Genomic DNA, 24,474 nt, shown 5'->3' with positions numbered 1-24,474 from the left:
GGAACCAGGCGCAGCCCTGGCCGGGTTCAGTTGATCCTCATAGCCTGAGGATCAACTGAAAACGGGTACGGGGGAGTTCTTCATGCAGAGAATTCATTTCACCGCGGCCGACATCGCCAGGACCCGGCTGGAGACGACCGCCGGGCCGCTCGTCGAAGCCGCCTTCGCGTCCGGCCTGTTCGGACGGCCGGTGGGACCGCCGTACGTCCGATGGAGCCGGCAGGTCGCTGAACAGCTGCCCTCCGGGTCACCGTTGCGCTCCAGGGGCAGGGGCGTCGAGAGTGATCCCGAGGCGCTGCTGCGGCTGATCGAGCGTGCCGAGGACCGCGCGGCCCGCGGGGCGGCACACCAGATGCCCCTGATGGCGCAGATGCCGCCCCACCGCGACACCACGGGTCTGTCGGCGGTCTGGCGCGTGGCGGTCGCGCCGTACTGGGACCGGATGCTGGCCTATCTGGAGGCCGAATGCGAAGCGCGCCGCCGGGTGGTGATGGGTGGCGGGGTGGAGCTGCTGCTGGCCACTTTGCACCCCGGGACCAAGTGGCGTTCCCAGCGGCTGGAGATTCCCGGCGGCCCGGATGAGGACGTCCATCTCGAACGACGCGGCATCGTGCTCGTCCCCTCCGTGTTCCTCAACCACCGCCCGGCCCAGCTCACCGGGAAGCATTGCGAGCGCGGGGAATTCGTTCTGGCGTTCGCCGCGCCGCCGGACGCCCGACGGGCCGCGGGCCTGTGGGACGCGCCCGACGACCGCACCCAGTCGCTGGGCGCTCTGGTCGGCCAGACCAGGGCGGCCGCCCTGCGGGTGCTGCGGACCACCTGCACGACCAGCCAGCTCGCGGACCGGCTCGGCATCTCCGCGGCCGGCGCCAGCCAGCACGCCACGGTGCTGCGCCAGACGGGCCTGATCACCACCCGCCGTATCCGCAACACCGCACTGCACACGGTGAGCCCGCTGGGCCTGGCCCTGCTGGACGGTCTGCCGTCGCGCTCCACGTCGAGGGCGGGCGCGGTGGCCGAGGCGCCCCGTCCCGCCCTGGCCGCCCGAACCGGCCGACAGGTCATCCAGCATGCCTCGTCATCCGCACGCCTGCGACGTACCTGTGGCATGTAGGGAGAAGACCACGGGGAGAAGACCACGGGGAGAAGACCACGGGGCGCTCGGCCGGGGATTCCCTGCCGAGCGCCCCGCGCCGCGTCACTCGCGGATGCCCACCATCCCGCTCGGCCGGTTGCGCAGGACGAGCATCGCCGACAGCAGCGTGGTGCTCAGCGTCAGGGCGAAGGCAGCCGTCACGACCGTGGCGAAGATCCACGGCGAGCCGTCCGGCACGGGCGAGCCCAGCACGCTGAGGCTCAGCGGCACCAGCGTCAGCACCGCGACCAGTACCCCGAGCACGATGCCGGCGACCGCGACCAGGGCCGCCTCCACGGTCATCATGCGCAGCACCTGCCGCCGGGTGGCCCCGATGAGCCGCTGCAGCATGAACTCGCGCCGTCGCTCGGTGGTCGCGAGGACCTGGGTGTTGACGAGAGCGATCGTGGAATAGGCGATCACCACACCGAGCACCATGTACGCCATCCAGGCCTGCGTGTCGTCCTCGTCCTGGTGCACCGCGCTGACCGCGGCCCGGGGAAGCACGTCCAGACCGGGGTGCGCGTCGGCCAGTGCCGACAGGGTCCGCGTCAGCCGGGCGGGATCGGTCCCGGGGGCGGCACTCACCGTGATCTGCGGAACGAGACCGGAATCGGTATGCGGAACGAGGAGGGAGGCGGGCACCAGCGCGGTCTCGTAGCCGCGGCGCGCGCCGACGGTGGCGACCAGCTCCAGACGGACCTCCGTACCGTCGCCCAGCCGCATCGGTACCTCGTCGCCGAGCTTGTGCCCGTCGGTCTTCGACGCGGGCAGCGCGACGGTGTTGCCGTGCAGCGCGGTGAGAGTGCCGGTCCTGGCACGGAAGGCCGTGGTGCCGGCCACTCCTTCGGAGGTGACACCCTGCAACGGCATCTCAGTGGGCTCGAAGTCCCCCTCGTCGATCTCGGACTGTGTGGGCGGCGTCCTCGGCTCCAGGTATCCGAGGCTGGAGACCTGGGCGGAGGCGGCCGCCACCCCGGGCTGCTTCCTGACCGTGTCCACCAGGGACAGCGGCAGGCCACCGGAGACGGAGGTGACCGCGAGATCAGCCCGCATGTTGTCGTCGAACGCCTGTTGCGCCCCCCTGGACTGGGTGGTCTGCAGGTAGATCAGCGCGGTGGCCAGGCCGGTGGCCAGCATGACCGGCATCACGGCTCCGGCCATACGGCTCGTGCGTGCCTTCGCGTTGAGTGTGGCGAGGCGGCCGGACAGTCCCGTCACCACGCGCACAGGCCAGTGGAGCACCGCTGCGATCACCTTGGCGAGGCCGGGACCGAGCAGTCCGAACCCGACCGTCCACAGCATCGCCGCCGGGGTCGCGGTGCTGCCGGCCATGGGGCCGTCCAGGTGCGCGGTGACCAGGGCGAGCGCGGTGCCACCGCCGAGGAAGAGCAGCGCGAAGACCAGTCGGGGGATGCTGAACCACCTGCGCTGCAGAGAGGCCTCGGCGAGTGCCTCGGTGGGCCGGGTACGTGTCGCGCCCCGCGCCGAGATGAAGGCTGCGCCGAGCGCGGTGAGCAGCGCTGCGCCCACGCCGGTCACCATCGGTATCCAGCCGGCCCGGTACGCCAGTGTGTCGGGCACCACGCCGCCGTCGGCGAAGGCGGTGAGCAGCCGGCGTCCGACGCGGGGACCGGGGTAGCAGGCCGGCGCGGTGGCGATGAGGGCGACGAACAGCGTCTCGCCGAGGATCATCCTGCGCAGTTGGCCGGGCGTGGTGCCGATCGCCCGGAGCAGGGCCATCTCACGCTGCCGTTGCTGGATCGACAGACCCATGGTGCTGGACACCACGAAGACGGTGACCATCGCGGACAGGCCGCCGAACACCGAGGCGAGGGTGACCAGTTTGGTGCCGTCGGTGATGATGGAGGGGTTCTCCGCCCAGCCGCGCTTGTCCCCGGTGAGTACGGTGACGGGCTTGCCCTCCACCGCCTTCTCGATGTCCTGTACGACGCGGCCGAGGTCGGCGCCGGGCTCGGTGAGCACGCCGAGGTTGTCGACCCTGCCGGGGCGTCCGCCGGCCTGTGCGGCCGCCCGGTCGGAGAGGAAGACGGCGTTGTCCGCGCCGGAGCCGCCGACCAGGCCGGTGACCTTCAACCGCTCGACGCCACCGCCGGCCAGGAGTTCGACCCGTCCGCCGGGGTTCAGACCGGCCCGCGCGGCGAACCGCGCGTCGAGCGCGATCTGGCCGGGCCCGGACGGCGCGGTGCCGTCGGTGATCCGGTACGGGGCGAGCAGGGCGGAGGACCAGCCGTGGCCCGTGACCCGGGCGGCGGACCCCTTGCCGCCGTCCCGCAGCACGGTCGCGTCGAACGACACGTCGGGCAGGACGCGGGAGACCCCGGGCACCGCACCGATCGTGCCGGCGAGTCCGGCGTCCAGGCGGAGGCGTTCGGAGAAGACGTACTCCCCGTGGGTGCCGGGGTGGCTCTGGTCGCCGGTGACCACGATCGGGGCGCCGCCCAGCCGCCGTGGGGGCGCGTCGCTGCGCAGACCGGTCTCGAACAGCCCGCCGCAGCCGATCACGATCGTGGCGCCGAAGAACAGCGCGATGAAGGAGGCGATGAATCCGCCCTTGTGGAACCGCAGGGTGCGAAGCGCGACTCCGATCACCGGGACACCCCGTGTCCGGCCCGCACCGCGGCCGAGTCCAGGCCCCAGGCGCCGAGGTGTGTCATGCGCTCGGCCACCTGGTCGGCGGTCGGGCGGTCCAGTTGGCTGACGAACTGTCCGTCGGCGAGGAACAGCACGCGGTCGGCATGCGACGCGGCCACCGGGTCGTGGGTGACCATCACGATGGTCTGCCCCGCGTGCCGGACCGCCTCCCGCAGCAGCGTCAGCACCTCGCGGGCGGCGTAGGTGTCGAGGGCGCCGGTCGGTTCGTCACCGAAGATCACCGCGGGTTTCGTGATCAGCGCCCGGGCGATGGCGACCCGCTGCTGCTGCCCGCCGGAGAGCTCGCCGGGACGGTTGGTGCGCCGCGCCGCCAGGCCGACGCGCTCCAGTACCTCGTCCACCGCGGCCTTCTTGGGCCGGCGGCCTGCGAGCCTGAGCGGCATGGTGACGTTGTCCACCACGTTCAGCGCGGGAAGCAGGTTGAACGCCTGGAAGATGAAGCCGATCCGCTCGCGACGTAACTCGGTCAACTCGCGCTCCTTGAGCGGCGAGAGGTCGATGCCGTCGAGAACCACCGACCCGGAGGTGGGGCGGTCCAGTCCGGCCGCGCAGTGCAGGAAGGTGCTCTTGCCGGACCCGGAGGGCCCCATCACCGCGGTGAAGGTGCCCCGCTTGAGGCTGATGGTCACGCCGTCGAGGGCGGCCACCTGGTTCTTCGATCTGCCGTAGATCCTGCGTACGGATTGAAGGTGTACGACGTCCTCGGTGAGCACGCTCGGCGTCGCTTTCATGGGCAGTGTCCTTCGCTCGTGGTGAGGGCGTGCCGCGGGTCGGCCGCCGCGCGCGCAAGAGGACCGGGCTCGGCGAGGATCCGCTTGATCTGTGCCAGAGGGTCGGGGGGCGGGCGGAGCAGACGGTGGGTGACGGTCAGATGCAGCCGGGCGGCGGCGACGACGAGGTAGGAGGCGCACAGGGCGAGGGCGAGGCAGATCACCGCCGTGGTCAGGGCGGCGGGCCAGCTGTCGATCCACAGGCCGGGGTCGCCGTCGTCGGGCCCGCCGATCCATACACCGTTGATCAGGCTGCCGTCCGGCTGACGGGAGGTGATGGTCCAGAACCACAGCGGCAGGGAGACACCGGCGAGGAGCGGCAGCCACACCACCAGGGTGAGGAGATCGAGGAGCAGGAGGAACGGGAACAGGACGACCAGGCAGACGCAGTCCCGGAAGAACGCGGGGTCGCCGCAGCGGGCCTTGAGCTGCTCCACCAGGCCCGGCTTCGGGGGCTCCTGATAGGCGTACGGAATCGGCCGGTCGACCAGTACCGCCCGGCCCCGCTCGACCTGGGCGCAACAGCGTACGACCCAGGCCGAGCCGACGGTCAGTGCCACGGTGAGGGTGAACTGCATGAACACCACCCCGAGGAGGACGGCGGCCGTCGCGACGGCGAACAGCGCGGGGCCGGTCACCAGATAGCTGGCCAGATAGCCCGTGGCGTGCCAGGGGGCGGCCGAGAGCAGCATCCGCAACGGGTGGCGCCGCACCGGCAGCCGCCGGCCGGGTTCCAGCGCGATCATCCGACGCTCCGCAGCAGACCCTCGACCGCCTGGATCCGCTTGTCGAGCGCCCCCAACTGCCCCTGCAGAGCCAGTTGGGCGGCGGTCACCTCCTCGGCCAGCTTCCGGTATCCGGCCATGGCGGCGGCGTCGGCACGGTGTCGCAGCAGCCTGAAGTAGGCGACGACGCTTCCTGTGATGCCACCGACGACAAGCAGAATGATGGCGATGGTGATGACAGCGCCGATCATGTGGCGGTCCCCTCTGTTCGGTCGTGCTCTGCCGTGTCCTCTGCGACGGCCCTGACGATCAGATCGATGTTCAAGTGCAGGTCGAACGATGCCAGTTCGAAGTACTTCAGCGCCTTGCCCTCCTGGGACAGCTCCAGGTTCCCGACGACGAGACCGGCCTTCTCCAGACGCTCCAGATGCATGTAGAGCAGCGGCCGGGACATCTCCAGGCGCCTGGCCAACTCGCTGACGTACAACCGGCCGTCAGCGAGTTCCGCGACGGCGCGGAGGCGTTGCCGGTGCCCGATGGCAGCGAGAACTGCCAGCAGATCCTCGCTTGTCATGGCTCACCCTCTCCGAGCGTCCGGGTGTGTAAGTCGAAACTTACACATGACGGTACGCGCCGTCAAAGGTGTGCAGCCGTACGAAAGCCCGCCCCTCGGGGGAAGGGGCGGGCCGGGCGGCGCTGTTCGTTCGGTGACGCGGTGTCAGATACGGGGCCAGGAGTGGAACTGCCGCAGCCCGTAGAGAAGCGGCGGACGGCCGTGCCGGTGGGTGATCAGGCGAGCCTCGCCGAAGACGGTGACATGATCGCCGGTCGGCTGGCTCATGACCACGTCACAGTCCGCGACGGTGTGCGAGTCGCCGACCAGATGCGGTCCTGCCGCGTCCGCCGCCTGCTCCCACGCGACCCGGTGGAATCGGTCGGGGGCGCCGGAGGCGAACAGCTCCGCCACCTCGCGTGCGCCTTCGTGCAGCAGATTCACCGCGAAGCCGCCCCGCTCGATGATCGCTTCGAGGGTGGGGCTGCCCTTGCGCAGGCACACCAGCAGGGTCGGGGGGTCGAGCGAGACGCTGCACACCGAGGAACACGTCATACCCCGCGGCGCTCCGTCGCCGCCCGTGGTGGTCACCACGCTGACGCCGCTGGGAAAGCCGCTCATCATCGTCCGGAAGCCGTCGGGTGTCGCCTTGTCGGCCTCCGCACCGAGGTTCAGGGTGCGATCGGTCATCGGACACTGCTTTCTGTTGCCACGGCAACCGTTTCGGACGTCAGGTGGACGGCTTCCCGCTGGTCGAGAAGGCTCAGCAGCGGCCCCGTCAGGGCTGTTGTCGTCAGCGCCATCACGATCAGGGCCAGGACCATCGGCGCCGTCAGAATCCCGGCGCTGAAACCCGCCTGCAGGACGATCAGCTCGGTGAGTCCTCGGGTGTTCATGAGGACGGCGATCCGGCGTGCCGCACTCCCGGGCTGGCCGCCGCGACGCGCCCCCAGATACCCGCCGAGCCCCTTGCCCAGACAGCCGAGCACGACGGCAGAGACCGGCAGCTGCCATGACATGTCGGCGAACGAGCCGGTGAGCACGGTGATCCCGGTGACCACGAAGAACGCCGGCGCGAGGGCGCTGCCCACGTGCGAGACCATGGCCACCGTCCGTTCCCAGGGGGCCTGTTCGTCCGCCGGGATCGACAGGCCGACCAGGGCGGCACCGAGAATCGCTGTCATGCCGAGGTGCTCCATCGTGAGAGCGACCCCCAGGGTCGTGGCGCCGAGCAGCACCGCCACCGTACGGGGCCGCCGCACACAGGCGCGCCGGGCGACCCGGCTGCGCAGTGTGTGACGGACGGCCAGTGCGCACACCGCACCGAACGCGAGTGCCCGGACGGAGTGCAGCGAACCCGTGAGGTTGCCGTTGCCGAGACCGATGGCCACCGTGAGCAGCAGCCAGCCCACCGCGTCGATGAGGATGGCTGCGGCCAGCGCCGTGCGGCCCGCGGCCGATTGCGTCATCCCCCGGTCGTGCAGGATCCGGGCCATGACGGGAACGGCCGTGATGGACATCGACACCGCGACCATCAGGACGAACGCGGGCAAGGGGGCGCTGCCGCGCGCCGCGGTGTCGTCGAAGAGCAGGACCAGTGCGGCCAGGACCATGCCCGTCAGCAGCGGTGGCACAAGGGCGCCGGCCGCCACCCACGCCGTGCTCCGGCGCGGAGGCCTGCCGGGACCGGATCCCAGCTTGTGGGCCAGGCCGACCAGAAAGAGCACCACCGCGGCCTTGGAGACAAGTTTGAGCAGGTCGAGCACGGAGCCCGGCAGTACCGTCCCGAAGGTGTCCCGCCCGAGCAGGGCGATCGCGGCGGGACCGGCGAGCAGCCCCGTCACGATCTCCCCGATGACCTCGGGCTGGCGCAGCATCCGGGCAGCGGCCCTGCCCGCCATGGCGATCAGCAGGATGAAGGCGAGTGCCACTGCGGCGTGGACGACGTCCGGCGCGAGGTCCAGGGCATGCCTTCCCAGCGTTTCCATTTCTCGGTCTGCCGTCCGCTCAGCGCTGGTGGGCGAAGTATTCGTACGCCTTGGGCAGCACCTCGATCAGCCGCTGCGTCTTTGCGCTGATCTCCGAGAACTCCCGCTCGGCGGCCGAGCCGTCGCACAGCGCGAGCGCCTTGGACGGCTGCAGGTCGATACCCCCCATGCCGAGCAGAATGCACATGTACGAGTACGCGGGCAGACCGTGGTAGTAAGGGAAGATCGTCTCGGAGTCCGGGAGCTGGGTCTTCCAGGTCTCGATGCGTTCGGCGAGCGCGTCGGGAATCACCCGGGTCTTGGTGTCCCGCCAGTACTGGTTGTCCGCTCGCTTCGCCGCGACGTAGTGCAGGACCAGGAACTCCCGTACGCCGTCCATGACATGGGCGACCGACTTGTTGTAGAGATCGCGCTGCGTGGGATTCCAGTCCGCGCCGGGGAAGTTCTTGACGAGCTGTTCGATGGCGTGGTGGATGAAGAAGATGCCGGTCGACTCCAGCGGTTCCACGAATCCGCTGGCAAGACCGATGGCCACACAGTTCTTGACCCACGAATTCCGGCTGCGGCCGATCCGCATCTTGATGTGGTTGGCCTCGGCGTCCGCCGCCGCGGGACCGACGAACTCCCGCAGCCTCCGCTCGGCGTCGTCGGGGGAGAGGTAGTCCTTCGCGTAGACGTACCCGGTGCCGATCCGGCCCATCAGCGGGATCGTCCAGATCCAGCCGGCGTCCTGTGCCGTGGCGGTGGTGCACGGCAGGATGCCGCGCTGCTCCATGTCCATCGGGACCTGCAGGGCCACCGCGCTGTCGTTGGGCAGCGTGTCCTTGTAGGAGACGAACGGTTCCTCCAGCGCCTTGTTCAGCAGCAGGCCGCGGAAGCCGGTGCAGTCGATGAACACGTCGCCGGTGATGTCGCCGTGCTCGGCCGTGGTGACGCCGCTGATCCAGCCGCGGTCGTCCAGGTTCACCTGCTGGACGTCGTCGACGATGTGCTGGACGCCGCGTTCCACCGAATACTTCGTCAGATACTTGGCGAGCAGCGCGGCCTCGAAGTGATAGGCGTAGGGGAATTGGGTCTTCCCCTGGTGCTCGGACATCGTCAGGCCCTGCATTTCGTCCGCGCCCTCGTCGAAGGGCTGGTCGATGAGCGTGCCGTCGAGCCGGCGCGGGCTGCGGCCGGCATCGATGACCGAGGCCATGACGAAGCAGTCCTTGTCGAACCGGTCCGTCGGTCCCTGCTGCAGCCACCAGTCCGTCAGGGGGAAGCCGTTGACGGAGCGCATCTGCTCGAAGGGGTGGTAGAAGTAGTGCCCCTGCTCGCGCCAGTTCTCGAACCTGACGGCGAGCTTGTATGTGGCGTTGCAGGCCGGCATCCAGTCCTTCTCCTTGAGCCCGAGGAACTCGAAGAAGTGACGGATGTCGCTGAAGGTGGCCTCGCCGACTCCGACGGCACCGACCTTGCCCGACTCGACGAGGGTGACCTGTATTCGCTCTCCGAACGCGGCCTTGAGGTACGAGGCCGTCATCCATCCCGCTGTTCCGCCGCCCACGATCACGACTTTGTTCAGCATTGACGACTCCTTCGATAGCTCCACGAGTTGCGGAATTCGATGGCTTTCCCGGTGCGTTGAAACACTTTGGGTGGCGCCACCAAGTACTGAGCCTAGGAGTTGGCCAAATCGCCGGGTAGATGATTAAGTGATGACTGAAGGGCGCAGGTGGGGCCCCTTGGAGGGGGTCGAGCGACCGTCGGATCCGGGTTCCCTGCAGAGACGTCAGTCCGCTGTCAGCGGCAATGGGCACCATGCGAACAGGGTTATCGGGTGGGAATCGCTCCGCCCTCCCATTGCAATGGAGTTGTGGATGACGAAGGAAGAACTTGTTCCGCCGTTCGCTGTGATCCCTGGCTCGCAGGTGCACAGCATTCTGACCGGTCATGAGCAGCGCACCATTGATCTGGTGGAGGCGGCTTATCGGGTGCACGGCGAAGGTGACACGGTGAACCCGCCGTCGTATTTCCTGCGATTCCCGGACCGCCCCTCCGCCCGCATCATTGCGCTGCCGGCCTCCCTCGGCGGTGGGACGCGGGTCGACGGGCTGAAGTGGATCTCCAGCTTCCCGGAGAACGTGAAAGCGGGGATCCCGCGGGCCTCCGCGGTACTGGTGCTGAACGACTACGACACGGGCTACCCCCTGGCGTGTCTGGAGAGCTCGATCATCAGCGCCGCTCGTACGGCGGCCTCCGCGGCGCTCGCCGCGGACCGGCTCTCCCGTGCCTCGGGGCGTGCCCGGCCGAAGAAGGTCGGGTTCATCGGTACGGGGTTCATCTCCCGCCACATACACACCTATCTCTCCGGCGCCGGCTGGCAGTTCGACGAGGTGGGTGTGCACGATCTGTCCGCCGCGTACGCGGGGGACTTCCGCGCATATCTGGAGGGCTCGGGTGAGAGCGGCCGGATCACGGTCCACGACAGCGCCGAGGATCTGATCCGCTCCTCGGACCTGGTGGTCTTCGCGACCGTCGCGGCGGCTCCGCATGTGCACGAGCCCGGCTGGTTCGCACACAACCCGCTGGTCCTCAACGTCTCGTTGCGCGATCTGGCCCCCGAGATCCTGCTGGCCTCGGCGAATGTGCTCGATGACGTCGAGCACTGCCTGAAGGCCGACACGTCGCCCCACCTGACCGAGAAGCTCACCGGGAACCGGGAGTTCATCGACGGAACGCTGTACGACGTGCTGGCCGGGAAGGTGGAGATCCCGGCGGACCGCCCGGTGATCTTCTCGCCGTTCGGGCTCGGGGTCCTCGATCTCGCGGTCGGCAAGCACGTGTACGACGAGGTGCTGAGGCGTGGCGAGGCCCAGGTGATCGAGGGCTTCTTCCACGAGGTGGACAGGTATGGGCGAGGCACGACCAGCGGTCGTTCCTGAGGGCAGGAGGCCCAAGTGCCAGTGATCTCCGTGCCTGAGGACTTCCATGTGGACGACCTCTATGTGGACCTGCGCAGTGTGTTCGACGCGCCGCTCTACCTGAAGTGCGAGGGCTTCAACTTCGCCGGATCGATCAAGCTGAAGGCGGCGTCGGAGATGATTGCCGACGCCGAACGCAAGGGCGTCCTGACACCGGACTCGATCCTCGTCGAGTCGTCGTCGGGGAACCTCGGTGTCGCCCTGAGCATGATCGCGGCGAGCCGGGGCTACCAGTTCCTGTGTGTGACGGACACCCGCTGCAACCTGAACACCAGACGGCTGATGGAAGCCATGGGCGCTCGGGTGCACATGATCACCGACCCCGACCCCGAGGGCGGGTTCCTCGGCGCCAGGATCGACTACGTCCGGCAGCTGTGCGCGTCCGACAGCCGCTGTCTGTGGCTCAACCAGTACGCCAACCCGTGCAACTGGCGCGCCCACTACCGCACCACGGCGCCGGCCATCGCCGAACGCTTCCCGGATCTCGACGTGCTGTTCGTCGGTGCGGGCACCACCGGGACGCTGATGGGCTGCGCCAGATACTTCAAGGATTCGGGGCGTCCGGTCACCGTGGTCGCCATCGATGCCGTCGGTTCCGTCACCTTCGGCGGACCGCCCGCGCCTCGGATGATCCCGGGCCTGGGGTCCGGTGTGCGGCCGCAGTTGCTGGACCTTTCGTACGTGGACGATGTGGTCCATGTGCCGGAGATCGACGCGATCCGTGTCGCCCACCGGCTGGCCGGAGGCGGCTTCCTGCTCGGTGGATCGACCGGAACCGTCATCTCGGGCGCGCTCGGCTGGCTGGCCGAGCACCGGGAGGGCAGGGCTCCCACGGCAGTGGCGATCTCTCCGGACCTCGGTGAGCGCTATCTCGATTCCCTGTACCAGAGCAACTGGGTGAGCGACATCTACGGAGCTCACGCACTGGACCTTGGTTCGATCCGGGCGCACTGATGCCCCGCGATCAGGCCCGGTCCTGCTCGCTCTTCGCGCGGCCCCTGTCGCCTGCCCCGCAGGTGACAGGGGCCGCGTCGTGTCCGGCGGACGACTCGGTGGACGACTCGGCGGGAGCTTACGGTTGACGGTCCAGAGCTGCACCTGTAATTTCTGACTTACACCCGTTGGGTAAGAGTGACTACCGCTAAGGAGTTGGGCAGTGAGGAAACGGCCACTTACCGTGAGGGTGGCGACCTGGAGTGCGCTGCACCCCTGGCGGGCCATCGTCGGATGGTTCGTCTTTGTCGCTCTCTGTCTTGTCCTGGGAGGCGCCGTCGGCACGCACAACGCCGGCGACAAGGACTTCTGGGTCGGCGAGGCCGGCAAGGCCGAAGCCATCGCGGCGGAGGGGAAGCTGCAGCACAAAGCTGCCGAACGGATCATGATCACTGATCCGTCCGGCGGGCAGGTCGGCGCAGCGGCCCGGAGCGCCGCACAGGACGTCGCAGCCCGGATGAAGCGGTTACCGCAAGTCCTCAAGGTCGCCGATCCGGTGCGGTCGAAGAACGGCCGGATGCTCATGGTCGAAGTGACCGTCAACGGCCCCCGGCTGGAGGCTCCGCAGCACATCGATCCGCTGCTGGAGCAGACCGCCGAGGTTCAGAAGGGGCACCCGGACCTGCGGGTCGAGGAGACCGGAGACGCCTCGGTCGACCGGGCCCTGGACAAGTCGCGTGACGACGACCTCGCCACCTCGGAGAAGTGGACCTTCCCGGTCACCCTGATCACCCTGCTGGTCGTGTTCGGGTCGCTGATCATGGTCGGTGTGCCGCTGCTGCTCGCGGTCTCCTCGATCGGCGCCTCCATGGGTCTGTCCCAGCTGATCTCCCATCTGGTGCCCGACGCCGGCGTCGGCAAGAGCGTCATCATGCTGATCGGCATGGCGGTCGGCGTCGACTACACGCTCTTCTATCTCAAGCGGGAACGGGAGGAGAGGGCCCTTGCCGACGGCCGGCTCACCCCGAGGGCCCTGGTGGGAATCGCCGCCGCGACCTCGGGCCGGGCGATCACGGTCTCCGGCCTCGCGGTGGCACTGTCCACCGCCACCCTCTTCCTCGCCACCGATGTCATCTTCTCGTCGCTGGCCATCGGTACGATCGTGGTCGTCCTGGTCGCGGTCCTCAGCTCGATGACCGTGCTGCCGGCCCTGCTGGTCAAGATCGGTCAGCGCCTGGACAACAAGGCCGCCCGCGCGGCCCGGCGCGGCAAGCGGGTCAAGCGGCCCAAGACCGACCAGGCCGGGCGGTTCTCGTCCGCGCTGCTGAGCCCTGCCAGGAACCATCCGGTGCGCACCCTCGTGGTGTCGGTGCTGGTCATGATCGGCCTCGCGCTGCCCGCGTTCGGCATGCATCTGCGCGTGCTGAACGTCGCCACCCACTCCCGGTCGATCCCGGAGATGAAGGTCTTCGACCGGCTCAACGCGGCATTCCCCGACCTGCTCGCCGAGCACTGGGTCGTCGTGAAGACCGACGCCGGACACACGGCGCAGGTGCGCTCGGCACTGACCGACCTGGCCGAACGGGCCAAGGCCGACCCGATGTTCTCCAAGAAGCAGCCCGAAGTGGTGTCGACCGCGGACCACCGGATCAGCGTGATGAACCTGTCCGTGCCCTTCAACCTGAGCTCCAAGCAGGCCTCGGGATCGCTGAAGGAACTGCGCGAGAACTATCTCCCGGCCACGCTCGGCAAGGTGCCGGACACCGAGTTCCACGTCAGTGGGCCCGTCGCCCAGGACGCCGACTATCTGGCACACCAGAACAGCAAGCTGCCCGTGGTCGTCGGATTCCTGCTGCTGCTGACCTTCGTGCTGACCCTGTTCGTGTTCGGCTCGGCGGCCATCGCCCTGCTCGGCGTGCTGCTCAATGTGCTGTCCGTCGGGGCGTCGTTCGGCCTGGTGGTCGCCTTCTTCCAGTGGGGCTGGGCGTCCACGGTGTTCGGTTTCGAGAGCAGCGCGACGCACGCGATCGGTTCCAGGGTGCCGCTGTTCCTGTTCGTGATCCTCTTCGGGCTCTCGATGGACTACCAGGTCTTCGTCGTCAGCCGGATCAAGGAGGCAGCGCTGCGGGGGGTGCCCACCCGGCAGGCGGTGATCGAAGGGATCAGCAAGTCCGCCAAGGTGGTCACCAGCGCTGCGGTCGTGATGGTCACGGTGTTCGCCAGCTTCATGCTCCTGCACTTGGCCGAGATGAAGCAGATCGGTTTCAGCCTCGCGGTGGCGGTCCTGCTCGACGCCTTCGTCATCCGGGTCATGATCCTGCCGAGCGCCCTGATCCTGCTCGGCAACGCGAGCTGGTGGCCTTCCCGCAAGGTGCGGCGGGCGCAGCGCAACGCCGTACCCGCACCGGCCGGCACTGCGCCGGCCACCGTCCCGACGGCTCAGATGCACCAGCAGTACTAGCCGTCGGGCCCCCGAGCGGACGCCGGACCGGAAATCCCCCGCCGGTCCGGCGTCCTGGATATGCGGTACCTCCGCCGTGGGCGGCAGAGACGGGCGCCGGCCGGCCGAGCCATACCATCCGCCTCCGTGGCGGCCGGGCAAGTGATATTTCCCCGCTGGGGTTACCTGGCGAAAACTGGTCCATGCCAGTCTCGCCGATTACGGGGGTTATCGCCGTGGACATCAACGTTCTGGGAGCGCTCACTCTGTCCTGCGGAGAACGACGGTCCGCTGTGGCGTCGAAGCGAGCGAGCACTGTTCTGACGCTCCTCGCCATGTCTCCCCGGGTTCCGGTCTCGTTCGATCAACTCGTGGACGAGCTGTGGGGTGACCAGCCGATGGTCAATTCCCGTAATGCCCTGCAGGCCGTCGTCAGCAGGCTGCGCCGGCTGCTGGGTTCGGTGACCGGCCGGACGGGCGACAGGATCGTCCGCACCGACAGCCATGGATACGTCCTGGACGTATCACCCGAGGCGGTGGACGCGCACCGGTTCCTCGTCCTTGCCGACGCCGGCGCCGACCTGTTGCAGCACCATCCCGTCGCGGCGATTGCGAAGCTGGAAGAGGGACTCGCCCTGTGGCGCGGGCCCGCGCTGATGGAGACCAGGGACTCGGCACGCTGCCGGATCCAGGCGGTTCACCTGGAGGAACGCCGTATCACCGCGTTCGAGGACCTGACCGCGGCGAAGCTGGCTGTCGACGCGGAGAGGATCTCCATGTCCGAACTGCGCCAGTTGGCCAACGAGCACTCCGAGCGGGAGCGGCTGAGCGAGCTGCTGATGCTGGCGCTCTACCGCCACGGGCGGCAGCGGGAGGCCCTGGAGGTGTTCCACGGAGCCCGCCGACGCCTCGCCGACGATCTGGCCCTGGAACCCGGCCCCGCCCTGCACTTCACCTACCAGGCGATCCTGAAGCAGGACGTGGTGCTCGGCCGCCCCAGGCGGGTCCCCGCCTCCTCCGGTCTGCCCTCCTGACGTCACGGAAGCGCACCGGGCTGAATTCTTCGGCGTACACCCGGCTCGGCCGGGCATCCACTCATGTCCGGCGGAGCCGGACTCCCACCAGGAGGGCAAGGCTCGTGACGGACAGGCAGGACGGACCCGCGGACCAGTCAGTGCGGTCGGCGGCTTCCGAGGAGCAGGCACAGGCGTTCTGGCGTGCAGTTCTCGACGGGAACCACTTCACCCCCCTGCCGCAGTGGTGCGCCGACGAACGTCCGCAGAACCGGATCGGGCAACGCCGTACCCTGCTGCCGCCCAGCACGACGGCTGCCCTGCTCGAACTCGCCCGTCGTACCGGTGTCCCCCTGGACGCGCTGCTGATCGCCGCCTGTGCCCGGGTGTTCGCTTCCGTCACCGGAGATCCGACGGTGGTCATGGGATACCTGCCGGAGGGCACCGCGGACACGGCCGCCGAGCCGCTGCCCTGTCCCGTCCACGTGGGGCAGGGGCCTTGGCGGGAACTCCTCGCCGAAGCCGCTGTCGTGCGAGCCGCCGCCGAAGAGCACCAGACGGTGTCGCTGAACCGGATACGGGCCGAACTGCGCCGTGCCGGAGCGCTGTTCGACACCGTCGTGGTGGCCGGTCGCGCGGTCGACGCGGGGGACCTCGACAGCGACACGGTCCTCGCCGTGAGCCTGGTGCTGCGAAGCGACCGGCTCGAACTGTCACTGAATCACCGTGTTCAGGCGTTGGACGCCGACGCGGCAGGCCGGATCGCCGGCTATCTGCTCTCGGCCCTGGAAGCGCTCGGCACCGGGCCGGAGACGGCTCAGCATCTGTGGCACCCCGTTCCGGAGACCGAGGAGGCCTTCCAGCGGGAGGGCCTGGCAGGCCCCCGGCGCGTGCTGCCCGACCTGCGGTTCCACGAACTCTTCGAGGAGCAGGCGCGGGTGCGCCCCGACGCGGTGGCAGCCGTGCACGAGGGCCGGTCCTGGACCTACGGGGAACTGAACCGGCGGGCCAACCGGGTCGCCCGCATGCTGCGCAGCAACGGCCTGCGTGACGAGGACGTGGTCGCGGTCGTGACCGAACGCGACCTGGAGTGGCTGACCGCGGTGCTCGCGGTCTTCAAGGCCGGCGGCGTCTATCTCCCCGTGGAGCCGCAGTTCCCGGCCGACCGGATCACCGACATGGTCTCGCGCAGCGGCTGCCGCCAGGTGCTGACCCAGAAGGGGGTGAGTCCGAGCCTGGACGTGGCCCTTTCCCAGCTGGGAGACGTCCGGTCAGAGGTACTCGCCGACCTGATCGGTCAGGACACGGGCCCGGAGTCCGGTGCGGACCTGGCCCTGCCGGTGGCCGCCGACCAGCTCGCCTACATCTACTTCACCTCCGGTTCGACGGGGCGGCCCAAGGGCGCGATGTGCGAGCACGAGGGCTTCCTCAACCACCTTCTGGCCAAGATCGAGGACCTCGGGGTCGAGGCCGGCACCGTGGTGGCGCAGACCGCCCCGCAGTGCTTCGACATCTCCTTGTGGCAGCTCGTCGCGGCTCTCGCCGTGGGGGGCCGTACGCTCATCGTCGGGCAGCGGGACGTCCTCGACGTCGCGCGCTTCGTGACGCTGATCGCCGAGAACGACGTGGAAGTGGCCCAACTCGTGCCCTCGTACGTCGAGGTGGTCCTCGATCACCTGCGCCGCCGGCCGCGGCCGCTGCCCAGCCTTCGCTGCGTCTCGGTGACCGGTGAGGCGCTCAAGAAGGAGTTGACGCAGCGGTGGTTCGACACGCTGCCCGACGTCACCCTGGTCAACGCCTACGGTCTGACCGAGACGTCGGACGACACCAATCACGAAGTGCTGCACCGTCCCCCGGCCGGAGCCTCCGTGCCGCTCGGCCGGCCGGTGCGGAATGTGCGCGTGACGGTGGTCGACGAGAGGCTGAGGCCGGTGCCCCTGGGGTCGCCGGGAGAGCTGGTCTTCTCCGGGGTCTGCGTCGGCCGGGGCTACATCAACGACGAGGAGCGCACGCGGGCCGCCTACCTTCCCGATCCGCACCGCCCCGGCGGGCGCCGTTACCGCTCGGGGGACTTCGGGAGGTGGCTGCCCGACGGCCGCCTGGAGTTCCTCGGCCGCCGTGACGCGCAGGTGAAGATCCGGGGGTTCCGGATCGAGATCGGCGAGGTGGAGAACCAGCTGCTGCGGGTCGACGGCGTCCGCGATGCCGCCGTCGTGGTCGCGGGCAGCCACGGCGCCCAGCGCCTGATCGCCTTCTACGCGGCGGCGGAGGGCATCTCGCCCGAGGAGGTGCGCGCGGTCCTCGCCCGTTCCCTGCCGGCCTACATGCTGCCGAGCCGGTTCGACCGGTTGGAGACGCTGCCGCTCACACCCAACGGCAAGGTCGACCGCAAGCTGCTCACCCTGCAGGCCGACGCCGGTTCCGACCCGGCGGACGAGACGGCCGGCGGACCGCTGGAACCCTTGCGCACTCCCACCGAGCACCGGCTCGCCGAACTGTGGGCCAAGGCCCTCAAGGTTCCCGTCGGGAGCATCGGCCGCGCGACGCACTTCTTCGAGGCCGGGGGGACCTCGCTCGCCCTGCTGCGGGTGGTGATCGCTCTGGACAACACGGTGAGTGCGGCGGAGCTGGCCAAGGCCCCGGTCCTCAGCGAGGCCGCGAACCTGCTGGATCTCAGAACACATCAGATGGCCTGACCTCGGCGGTCGAGCCGGACGCCCCGCGCCCGGCTCGTCGTCGCCGCGGCCGGCCCGTACATCACTGGAGGCATCGGGATGACAATCACCAGCGGACCGGCAGCCGTCGAGGCCGGTCCGGAGGGATGGCACCTTACGCTGGCAGAGGGGCGCATACCGACGCTCCGGCTGCCCGGCCTTGAGGACCTGGGATTCATGGCTGCCTCGGATCTGCCGGGGGCCGAGATCCGGGCCCTGGTCGCCCGGCACGGGGCACTCCTGATACGTGGCCTGGACATGGCATCGCCGGCCGATCTGGCCGCGGCGGCGCGAGCGATCGGCGTGACGGGTGTGGCCGAGCGCGAGGGGTTCACCAGCAGGGTCGCCCACCCCGACTTCGTCTACTCCGCATCGGAGTGGCCGTCCGAGGACCAGCTCTGCATGCACCATGAACTGAGCTACGCCGCCGTGGTGCCCTCGATCGCCCTGTTCGGCTGCCTCGTCGCACCGAAGCAGGGCGGCGGATGGTCCGTGGCCGACGGGGAACGCGTCCTGGAGCTCCTGCCGGACGCCCTGGTCGCGCGCTTCGAGCGCGAGGGCTGGCAACTGGCCCGTCACTACCTGGAGTTCGGCCATACCTGGAACGAAGCCTTCGGCACCGACGACAGGGAGGCGGTGTCGGGCTACTGCGCCGGCAACGCCATCGACCACACCTGGACCGAGGGCGGTGGCCTGCGGACCCGCCAGCGTCGCGCGGCGATCCTCCGCCATCCCGTGACCGGACGGCGAGTCTGGTTCAACCAGGCGGCCTTCCTGCACGAGTCGGCTCTCGACCCGGTCGTCCGGGAGCACCTGGAGGAGATCTACGGAGTGGAGGGCCTGCCGTTCCGGACGACGTACGGAGAGGGAGGGAGCATCCCCGTCGAGGTGGTCGACACCATCAACGAGGTCTACCGGATCGCCTGTATGAAGGAACCGTGGCAGGACGGAGACCTGCTGATGCTCGACAACCTGCGGATGGCGCACGGCCGCGACGCCTATGAGGGCGAGCGTCACATGGCCGCCTTGTTCGGTGAGCCGGTGCGGTTGGTCGAGTCGACTGCGTGATCGCGAGCGGCGTTCATATTCAGCCGCCCCATGTCTGGATTTCAGACAAGCGGTATGACTTCCTCCGCTCATCGTTTCCCGACTTGTATCTCTGTGCCTGCGGCATCGATCAAGTCATGAGATAACAGGGGTATGGAACTCGAACTGAGGCACGCCCGGATCGTGTCCACAATCGCCGAAACCGGCAGTATATCCCGGGCTGCTGGATGGTTGAATCTTCCACAGCCCAGCCTCACCACCCAGTTACGGCGGATCGAGAAGATGCTCGGCGGCGACCTCTTCGTCCGTTCAAGGGCCGGCGTCGTTCCGACCTCTCTGGGCAACGTCCTGATTCCCATGATGGCGCGGCTCGTCGAGCAGGCGGACGAGGTGAGGGGGGCGGCCGCTACATACGCCGAGAGCACGTTGCGTTTCGGGAACACCGAATGGACTCCGCCGACCCTGCTCGGGGCGATCCGGGACGCCGTACCGTCGGCGGACGTGGAGACCGAGACCCTTGCGCCTGCCGCCGCCGTGGAAGCGATACGCCGCGGGTCACTCACCGTTGCGATGATCGCGTGCTCGAAGACGGTCACGCCGGAACTGGTCCAGCAGCCGGAACTGGACTCCACCGTCATTGTGCAGGAACCGATTTTGCTCGCGGTGTCGATGCGGCACTCGCTGGCCGGTCGACCGTTCGTGGAAACGGCCCAATTGGCCGATCTCGACTGGGTCCGTTATTCGGGGAACCACTGGTTCCACGAGGTGGAGCGGCATGTGCTGGCTCAGTTGGGCCAGGGGGATCTCAAGGCGCTCCATTATGTCGATGGTTATCAGGAAGCGATGAGCTGGGTCAAGGACGCGAACGCCGTCGCTCTGACGCCTCCCACCGGTGCCACACGCGAGGTGAAATTGGTACCCATCCGTGAGCCGCACAGCATAGAGATGATGCTCGTGTGGCGCCGGGGTGCGCTTGCCAAGGACACCCTGCACCGACTGGTGGAAGCGGTGCGGCGGTACCACTACAAATACGTCAGAACCCTCTCCGGATACTGGCGTTGGATCAAAGAATATCCCGTTGTAAACGAGCCGGGACGCTTTCTGCCGTTGCCGTCACCCGCCGCATGAGGATCTGTCAGTTCGCTGTCAGGGCAGTCCGCCAGCATCGTCGTCATGACTACAGCGAACCAGGTGGACGCCGACAGCCGCGCCACGATCAAGGGAATCATCTGCGACATCCTTGAGATCGAACCGGACGACATGACCGGCACCAGCCGCTTCAAGGAGGACCACGAGGCCGACTCGATGGGCGCCATCGAGATTCTCTCGCAGCTGGAGCGAGAGTTCGGGATCGATATCGACCAGGCCGAACTGGCCCGCATGGTCAATCTGGACAGCGTCGTCGCTGTCGTGGGCGAAGCCCTGACGGCGAAGGCGTCCCAGTAGGTATCGGCCCGGACGACTGGAGCACATGGTGTACGACAGCGACCAGCGGTCTCGCCGCGTAGTGATCACCGGGCTCGGTACGGTCACCAGCATCGGGCTCGGTGTCACGGACTTCCTGGCCGGGCTGCGGTCCGGACGCAGTGGGGTCAAGCCGATCACGGCCTTCGACACCACGGGTTTCGCGCACGCCAACGGATGCGAGGTGACCGACTTCGACCCGGCGCAGTGGATCCACCGCGTCGACCCCGAAGAGCTCGGCCGGGCCTCCCAGTTCTCCGTCGCCGCGGCTCGGATGGCGGTCGAGGACTCGGGCATGGACCTGGAGGAATTCAGGCGGCGCAGGTCGCTGGTCTCTGTCGGTACCACCGACGCGGAATCCCGGGACCTCGACACGCTCGTCGGAATCCAGCTGGAGGACGGCCCCGAACACCTGCCGGCCACCGTCGTACGCAGGGCGCAGGCCGGGGGACTGTCCAGCGGCATCGTCCGCGAGCTCGGCCTGACGGACGTCGAGGCGCTCACCATCCCCACCGCATGCGCGGCCGGCAACTACGCCATCGGCAGCGGTTACGACGCGATCCGTGAAGGCGACGTCGACGTGGCACTGTGCGGCGGTGCCGACGCCGTGTGCCGCAAGACCTTCACCGGGTTCTACCGGCTCGGCACGATCGCCCCCGAGGTCTGCCAGCCCTTCGACAAGGACCGCAAGGGCATCCTGACCGGTGAGGGCGCCGGGATCCTGCTGATGGAGAGCCTGGATTCGGCGCTGGCGCGGGACGCCCGGATCTACGCCGAGGTCCTCGGCTACGGGCTCAACTGCGATGCGCACCACCCCGTCGCACCCGACCAGGACAGCCTGGCCCGGTGCATGGAGGTCGCGCACCGCAACGCCGGGGTGAAGCCCCAGGACATCGACTTCATCTCCGCGCACGGTACCGGCACCCGCGCCAACGACGTCACCGAGGCAGGGGCCATCCGGCAGGTCTTCACCACGCCCCCGCCCACGATCTCCATCAAGTCCATGATCGGCCATTCCATGGGCGCCGCGAGTGCGCTCGCCTCGGCCGCCTGCGCGCTCGCCCTCACCGAGGGCTTCATTCCGCCCACGATCAATCACCGGGAGACCGACCCGGAGTGCGGCCTGGACTGCGTACCCAACGAGGCGCGGGCCGCGGAACTGAACGTGGTCCAGAACAACGCGCTCGCCTTCGCGGGCAACAACGCCGTGCTCATCCTCGGCCGGTACCGGGAGGCTGTGTGATGTCCGAACTGGTTCTCTCCGCCTGGTCGGCCGTTTCTCCCTACGGCGTGGGCAGCGATCCCTTCACCGAAGGCATCGGCGCCGGGCGCAGCGCCGTCGATGCGCTCGACCGCGACGCCTGGCCCGGCCCGTTCGACCGGTGCGGTCTGGTGCCCGGCTTCACCGCGACGGAGTACGTGGGCAAGAAGGGCACCCGCACCATGGACCGGGTGACCGCGATCGCCGTCACCGCGGTCGGCCGTCTCCTCGCGTCCTGCGGTGCCGAACTCACCGAGCGGCCCGAGCAGATCGGCCTGGTGCTCGGCACCGGCTCGGGCAGCGTCCAGAGCATCATGGACTTCACCCGGGACTCCCTGGCCGGCGAGCGTCCCTACCATGTCGACCCGGCTCGCTTCCCGAACACCGTGATGAACCGGGCAGCCGGCCAGAGCGCCATCTGGCATGGCATCAAGGGCCCCAACACCACCGTCGCGGGCGGCTGGCTGACGGGGCTGCTGGCCCTGAGCTACGCGGTACGGCTGCACCGCGGCAACCACTGCACGCGGGTACTGTGCGGCGCGGCCGAGGAATACTCCGCCCAGCGCGCCTGGCTGGAGTGGCACGGCCGCGCGGCCGAGGAGCGCTCGACCCCGCTCGGCGAGGGCGGCGCCGTCTTCCTCATGGAGACGGCGGCAGATGCGCGTGGCGCGGGCCGTGTGCCGCTCGCCCGGGTGCTGGCGACACGTTTCCGGGCGTACGGCGAACGCGCCGATGCCGGAAAGGCGCTGGCCGACTGCGTACGGGACGCGCTGGCGCGGGCCGCCGTGGCTCCCGAGGACATCCGGCTGGTCGCGCCGCTCGGTGCGGGCGGTGAACTCGCCCTTGCGGAGGAGGCGGCGATCAATGACGCGCTCGGTGCGGTGAAACCGGAGTGGGTCCGCTGCCGGCCGCTGCTCGGGGACACCTCCGCCGCCTCGACCAGCCTGCAGCTGGCCGCGGTGCTCGCCACCGCCGGCGCCTCCGGGCTCGGTACCGGTGAAGCGGCCCTCGTCACCGGAATCGACCGGGACGGCACCGTCGGCTGCGCGGTGCTCGGCGGCGCGGAGCGCGGCTGAGGGACCGATGTGGAGGGGAGGCGGCAGGCAGGCCTCCCCTCGGACCGGCTCCGGCGTGCTGCGCGCCGGCATCCCACGAGCCGTACCCATGGAGAGGAAACACGTATGTCCGCAACTGAACGACGCGTCGCGCTGGTCACCGGCGGTTCCCGAGGCATCGGGCGTCATGTGGTGACCCGGCTCGCCGCGGAGGGCTACGACGTGGCCTTCTGTTACCAGGCGAACAAGGAGGCCGCCGACGCCGTGGCCGCCGAGGCGACCGCCGCAGGGGCCCGTGTGTTCCCGGCACAGGTGGACGTGAGCAGCCACGACGACGTACGCGCCTTCGTCGGCGCCAGTGAGAAGGCGCTCGGTCCGCTGCACGCCGTGGTCTCCTGCGCGGGCATCGTGCGCGACAACCCGCTGGTGATGATGGCGGAAGCGGACTGGGACGCCGTACTGCGGGTCAACCTCGACGGCACGTACAACCTGTGCAAGGCGGCCGTCTTCGCGATGATGAAGCGCCGGGCCGGCTCGGTGATCACACTGTCCTCGGTCGCGGGCGTGTACGGGAATGCCACGCAGGCCAACTACTCGGCGACCAAGGCCGGGATCATCGGTTTCACCAAGGCGCTGGCCAAGGAGTCCGGACGCTACGGCATCCGTGCCAACGCCGTCGCGCCGGGCTACATCGCCACCGACATGCTCTCCGAACTCAGCGAAGAACACATGCGCAGGATGACGGAACGCATTCCGCTCGGGCGTCTCGGCCGTCCCGAGGAGGTGGCCGAGCTGGTGACCTTCCTGGCGTCCGACCGCGCCTCGTACATCACCGGGCAGGTGTTCGGAATCGACGGTGGCCTCGTCGTCTGAGCGCACGGCTCTTGAGGCCCGGCTTCCGGCCTGCACGTTCCCCATCCCACGACCAGGAGTGAATTCGCCATGGCCTCAGCAGCCAAGAACAAGACGCCTCGGTTCTATTTCAACCTGCGCAGCCCGTACTCCTGGCTCGCCCACCGCGAGATGACGAGCCGGCACGCGGATCTCGTCGACCGGTTGGAGTGGCTCCCGTTCTTCGAGCCGGATCCGCACAGCGCCCGGCGACTCGCCGAGCAGGGCGGCAGTTTCCCCTACTCGGAGATGTCCCGCGAGAAGAACCGGTACGTCCTGCAGGACGTCGGGCGGCTCACCAGGGCCAGGGGCCTGAAGGTGACCTGGCCGGTCGATCGCGACCCGGTGTGGGAGGTGCCGCACCTCGGCTACCTGGTCGCCCGCGACCGGGGACTCGGGCATGCGTACATCGAGGCCGTGTACCAGGCCCGGTTCGGCGAGGGGCGCGACATCTGCGACCGCGCGACCATCGCGGACATCGGTTCCCGCCTCGGTATCGACCAGCGGCTGATCGCCGATGCGAGCGACGATCCCCAGCTGCGTGCCGAGGGGGTCCGGATCCTGATGGAAGTCTGCAACGACGGTGTGTTCGGCGTGCCGTTCTTCGTGCACGGATACACCCGGTTCTGGGGGATCGACCGGCTCGACGCCTTCGTCGGGCATCTGCGGTCCAGGGCCGTCCCGGACTCCGCCGTCCCGGAACCCGCCAGTGCGGTGGCCCTCGGCCGGTCGGTCGAGGACGCGCACGCGGGCGGCTGCGGCTGACCGCTCCGGCCGGCGACGACACAAGTCAGCCCACTGTCAGCGCCTTCTCGAATGATCGACCGTGCGCACCAGGTGACC

General features: G+C 69.0%; 21 protein-coding genes. 13 read left to right on the top strand and 8 right to left on the bottom strand.

Features of this window, described 5'->3' with window-relative positions; genetic code table 11:
- Window positions 1-82: 82 nt before the first annotated feature.
- A complete protein-coding gene (locus ACIGXP_RS30820) occupies window positions 83-1,114 on the top strand; it encodes an ArsR/SmtB family transcription factor (RefSeq protein WP_399773866.1) in 1,032 nt (343 codons plus the stop codon).
- Between the two features lie 84 nt (window positions 1,115-1,198).
- Here the strand turns inward: ACIGXP_RS30820 and ACIGXP_RS30815 are convergent, their stop codons facing one another.
- The 8 genes from ACIGXP_RS30815 to ACIGXP_RS30780 form a co-directional block, all read right to left on the bottom strand.
- Window positions 1,199-3,748, bottom strand: a complete 2,550-nt coding sequence (locus ACIGXP_RS30815) for an FtsX-like permease family protein (RefSeq protein WP_399773863.1) — start codon at window positions 3,746-3,748, stop codon at window positions 1,199-1,201.
- Window positions 3,745-4,542, bottom strand: a complete 798-nt coding sequence (locus ACIGXP_RS30810; RefSeq protein WP_399773861.1) for an ABC transporter ATP-binding protein — start codon at window positions 4,540-4,542, stop codon at window positions 3,745-3,747. The genes ACIGXP_RS30815 and ACIGXP_RS30810 overlap by 4 nt, the downstream gene beginning before the upstream one ends.
- Complete coding sequence (locus tag ACIGXP_RS30805; protein ID WP_399773858.1) at window positions 4,539-5,327, bottom strand: sensor domain-containing protein; 789 nt, start codon at window positions 5,325-5,327, stop codon at window positions 4,539-4,541. Before ACIGXP_RS30805 ends, ACIGXP_RS30810 begins: the two co-directional genes overlap by 4 nt.
- Window positions 5,324-5,557: a hypothetical protein gene (locus ACIGXP_RS30800; RefSeq protein ID WP_363215415.1), complete on the bottom strand. Its 234-nt coding sequence runs from the start codon at window positions 5,555-5,557 to the stop codon at window positions 5,324-5,326. The genes ACIGXP_RS30805 and ACIGXP_RS30800 overlap by 4 nt, the downstream gene beginning before the upstream one ends.
- A complete protein-coding gene (locus ACIGXP_RS30795) occupies window positions 5,554-5,880 on the bottom strand; it encodes a winged helix-turn-helix domain-containing protein (RefSeq protein ID WP_363215414.1) in 327 nt (108 codons plus the stop codon). Before ACIGXP_RS30795 ends, ACIGXP_RS30800 begins: the two co-directional genes overlap by 4 nt.
- A gap of 144 nt (window positions 5,881-6,024) precedes the next feature.
- Window positions 6,025-6,549 carry a flavin reductase family protein gene (locus tag ACIGXP_RS30790; RefSeq protein WP_363215413.1) on the bottom strand — a complete coding sequence of 175 codons (525 nt, stop codon included), beginning with the start codon at window positions 6,547-6,549 and terminating at the stop codon, window positions 6,025-6,027.
- Window positions 6,546-7,847 carry a cation:proton antiporter gene (locus ACIGXP_RS30785; RefSeq protein WP_399773855.1) on the bottom strand — a complete coding sequence of 434 codons (1,302 nt, stop codon included), beginning with the start codon at window positions 7,845-7,847 and terminating at the stop codon, window positions 6,546-6,548. The genes ACIGXP_RS30790 and ACIGXP_RS30785 overlap by 4 nt, the downstream gene beginning before the upstream one ends.
- Before the next feature lie 19 nt (window positions 7,848-7,866).
- On the bottom strand, window positions 7,867-9,417 hold the full coding sequence (locus tag ACIGXP_RS30780) for a tryptophan halogenase family protein (RefSeq protein WP_363215411.1): 1,551 nt from the start codon (window positions 9,415-9,417) through the stop codon (window positions 7,867-7,869).
- Between the two features lie 292 nt (window positions 9,418-9,709).
- Here ACIGXP_RS30780 and sbnB point away from each other — a divergent pair, with 292 nt between their 5' ends.
- From sbnB to ACIGXP_RS30720, 12 genes are all read left to right on the top strand, one after another.
- A complete protein-coding gene (gene sbnB / locus ACIGXP_RS30775) occupies window positions 9,710-10,774 on the top strand; it encodes a 2,3-diaminopropionate biosynthesis protein SbnB (RefSeq protein ID WP_399773852.1) in 1,065 nt (354 codons plus the stop codon).
- Between the two features lie 15 nt (window positions 10,775-10,789).
- The gene (sbnA, locus tag ACIGXP_RS30770; RefSeq protein WP_363215409.1) at window positions 10,790-11,767 is read left to right on the top strand and encodes a 2,3-diaminopropionate biosynthesis protein SbnA; all 978 of its coding nucleotides are present in this window, start codon (window positions 10,790-10,792) and stop codon (window positions 11,765-11,767) included.
- A 223-nt stretch (window positions 11,768-11,990) separates the two neighbouring features.
- On the top strand, window positions 11,991-14,207 hold the full coding sequence (locus tag ACIGXP_RS30765) for an MMPL family transporter (protein WP_363215408.1): 2,217 nt from the start codon (window positions 11,991-11,993) through the stop codon (window positions 14,205-14,207).
- A 182-nt stretch (window positions 14,208-14,389) separates the two neighbouring features.
- Window positions 14,390-15,220 carry an AfsR/SARP family transcriptional regulator gene (locus ACIGXP_RS30760; protein ID WP_363215407.1) on the top strand — a complete coding sequence of 277 codons (831 nt, stop codon included), beginning with the start codon at window positions 14,390-14,392 and terminating at the stop codon, window positions 15,218-15,220.
- 104 nt (window positions 15,221-15,324) lie between these two features.
- A complete protein-coding gene (locus ACIGXP_RS30755) occupies window positions 15,325-17,895 on the top strand; it encodes an amino acid adenylation domain-containing protein (protein ID WP_399773847.1) in 2,571 nt (856 codons plus the stop codon).
- Between the two features lie 195 nt (window positions 17,896-18,090).
- Entirely contained in the window at window positions 18,091-18,981 is an 891-nt protein-coding gene (locus ACIGXP_RS30750; protein WP_399773845.1) for a TauD/TfdA family dioxygenase, read from the top strand.
- Between the two features lie 132 nt (window positions 18,982-19,113).
- On the top strand, window positions 19,114-20,088 hold the full coding sequence (locus ACIGXP_RS30745) for a LysR family transcriptional regulator (protein ID WP_399773842.1): 975 nt from the start codon (window positions 19,114-19,116) through the stop codon (window positions 20,086-20,088).
- Window positions 20,089-20,133: 45 nt separating this feature from the next.
- Complete coding sequence (locus ACIGXP_RS30740) at window positions 20,134-20,406, top strand: acyl carrier protein (RefSeq protein ID WP_363215403.1); 273 nt, start codon at window positions 20,134-20,136, stop codon at window positions 20,404-20,406.
- Between the two features lie 25 nt (window positions 20,407-20,431).
- Window positions 20,432-21,667 carry a beta-ketoacyl-[acyl-carrier-protein] synthase family protein gene (locus ACIGXP_RS30735; RefSeq protein ID WP_399773839.1) on the top strand — a complete coding sequence of 412 codons (1,236 nt, stop codon included), beginning with the start codon at window positions 20,432-20,434 and terminating at the stop codon, window positions 21,665-21,667.
- Window positions 21,667-22,761: a beta-ketoacyl synthase N-terminal-like domain-containing protein gene (locus ACIGXP_RS30730; protein ID WP_399773838.1), complete on the top strand. Its 1,095-nt coding sequence runs from the start codon at window positions 21,667-21,669 to the stop codon at window positions 22,759-22,761. The genes ACIGXP_RS30735 and ACIGXP_RS30730 overlap by 1 nt, the downstream gene beginning before the upstream one ends.
- Before the next feature lie 105 nt (window positions 22,762-22,866).
- Complete coding sequence (gene fabG, locus ACIGXP_RS30725; protein WP_363215400.1) at window positions 22,867-23,613, top strand: 3-oxoacyl-[acyl-carrier-protein] reductase; 747 nt, start codon at window positions 22,867-22,869, stop codon at window positions 23,611-23,613.
- 69 nt (window positions 23,614-23,682) lie between these two features.
- Window positions 23,683-24,396, top strand: coding sequence for a 2-hydroxychromene-2-carboxylate isomerase (locus ACIGXP_RS30720; RefSeq protein ID WP_399773835.1), 714 nt, complete (start codon window positions 23,683-23,685; stop codon window positions 24,394-24,396).
- The last annotated feature ends 78 nt before the right edge of the window (window positions 24,397-24,474 follow it).

The sequence above is a fragment of the Streptomyces sp. NPDC053069 genome, assembly GCF_044546895.1.
GTDB lineage: Bacteria > Actinomycetota > Actinomycetes > Streptomycetales > Streptomycetaceae > Streptomyces.
This window is presented reverse-complemented; position numbering and strand designations above follow the sequence as displayed.

Bases quoted from the DNA above. Each gene is read 5' to 3' on its own strand.
- ACIGXP_RS30820 (WP_399773866.1), top strand. From the start codon at position 83: ATGCAGAGAATTCATTTCACCGCGGCCGACATCGCCAGGACCCGGCTG.
- ACIGXP_RS30810 (WP_399773861.1), bottom strand. From the start codon at position 4,542: ATGAAAGCGACGCCGAGCGTGCTCACCGAGGACGTCGTACACCTTCAA.
- ACIGXP_RS30805 (WP_399773858.1), bottom strand. From the start codon at position 5,327: ATGATCGCGCTGGAACCCGGCCGGCGGCTGCCGGTGCGGCGCCACCCG.
- ACIGXP_RS30800 (WP_363215415.1), bottom strand. From the start codon at position 5,557: ATGATCGGCGCTGTCATCACCATCGCCATCATTCTGCTTGTCGTCGGT.
- ACIGXP_RS30795 (WP_363215414.1), bottom strand. From the start codon at position 5,880: ATGACAAGCGAGGATCTGCTGGCAGTTCTCGCTGCCATCGGGCACCGG.
- ACIGXP_RS30790 (WP_363215413.1), bottom strand. From the start codon at position 6,549: ATGACCGATCGCACCCTGAACCTCGGTGCGGAGGCCGACAAGGCGACA.
- ACIGXP_RS30785 (WP_399773855.1), bottom strand. From the start codon at position 7,847: ATGGAAACGCTGGGAAGGCATGCCCTGGACCTCGCGCCGGACGTCGTC.
- ACIGXP_RS30780 (WP_363215411.1), bottom strand. From the start codon at position 9,417: ATGCTGAACAAAGTCGTGATCGTGGGCGGCGGAACAGCGGGATGGATG.
- sbnB (WP_399773852.1), top strand. From the start codon at position 9,710: ATGACGAAGGAAGAACTTGTTCCGCCGTTCGCTGTGATCCCTGGCTCG.
- ACIGXP_RS30760 (WP_363215407.1), top strand. From the start codon at position 14,390: ATGCCAGTCTCGCCGATTACGGGGGTTATCGCCGTGGACATCAACGTT.
- ACIGXP_RS30750 (WP_399773845.1), top strand. From the start codon at position 18,091: ATGGCTGCCTCGGATCTGCCGGGGGCCGAGATCCGGGCCCTGGTCGCC.
- ACIGXP_RS30745 (WP_399773842.1), top strand. From the start codon at position 19,114: ATGGAACTCGAACTGAGGCACGCCCGGATCGTGTCCACAATCGCCGAA.
- ACIGXP_RS30740 (WP_363215403.1), top strand. From the start codon at position 20,134: ATGACTACAGCGAACCAGGTGGACGCCGACAGCCGCGCCACGATCAAG.
- ACIGXP_RS30735 (WP_399773839.1), top strand. From the start codon at position 20,432: ATGGTGTACGACAGCGACCAGCGGTCTCGCCGCGTAGTGATCACCGGG.
- ACIGXP_RS30730 (WP_399773838.1), top strand. From the start codon at position 21,667: ATGTCCGAACTGGTTCTCTCCGCCTGGTCGGCCGTTTCTCCCTACGGC.
- fabG (WP_363215400.1), top strand. From the start codon at position 22,867: ATGTCCGCAACTGAACGACGCGTCGCGCTGGTCACCGGCGGTTCCCGA.
- ACIGXP_RS30720 (WP_399773835.1), top strand. From the start codon at position 23,683: ATGGCCTCAGCAGCCAAGAACAAGACGCCTCGGTTCTATTTCAACCTG.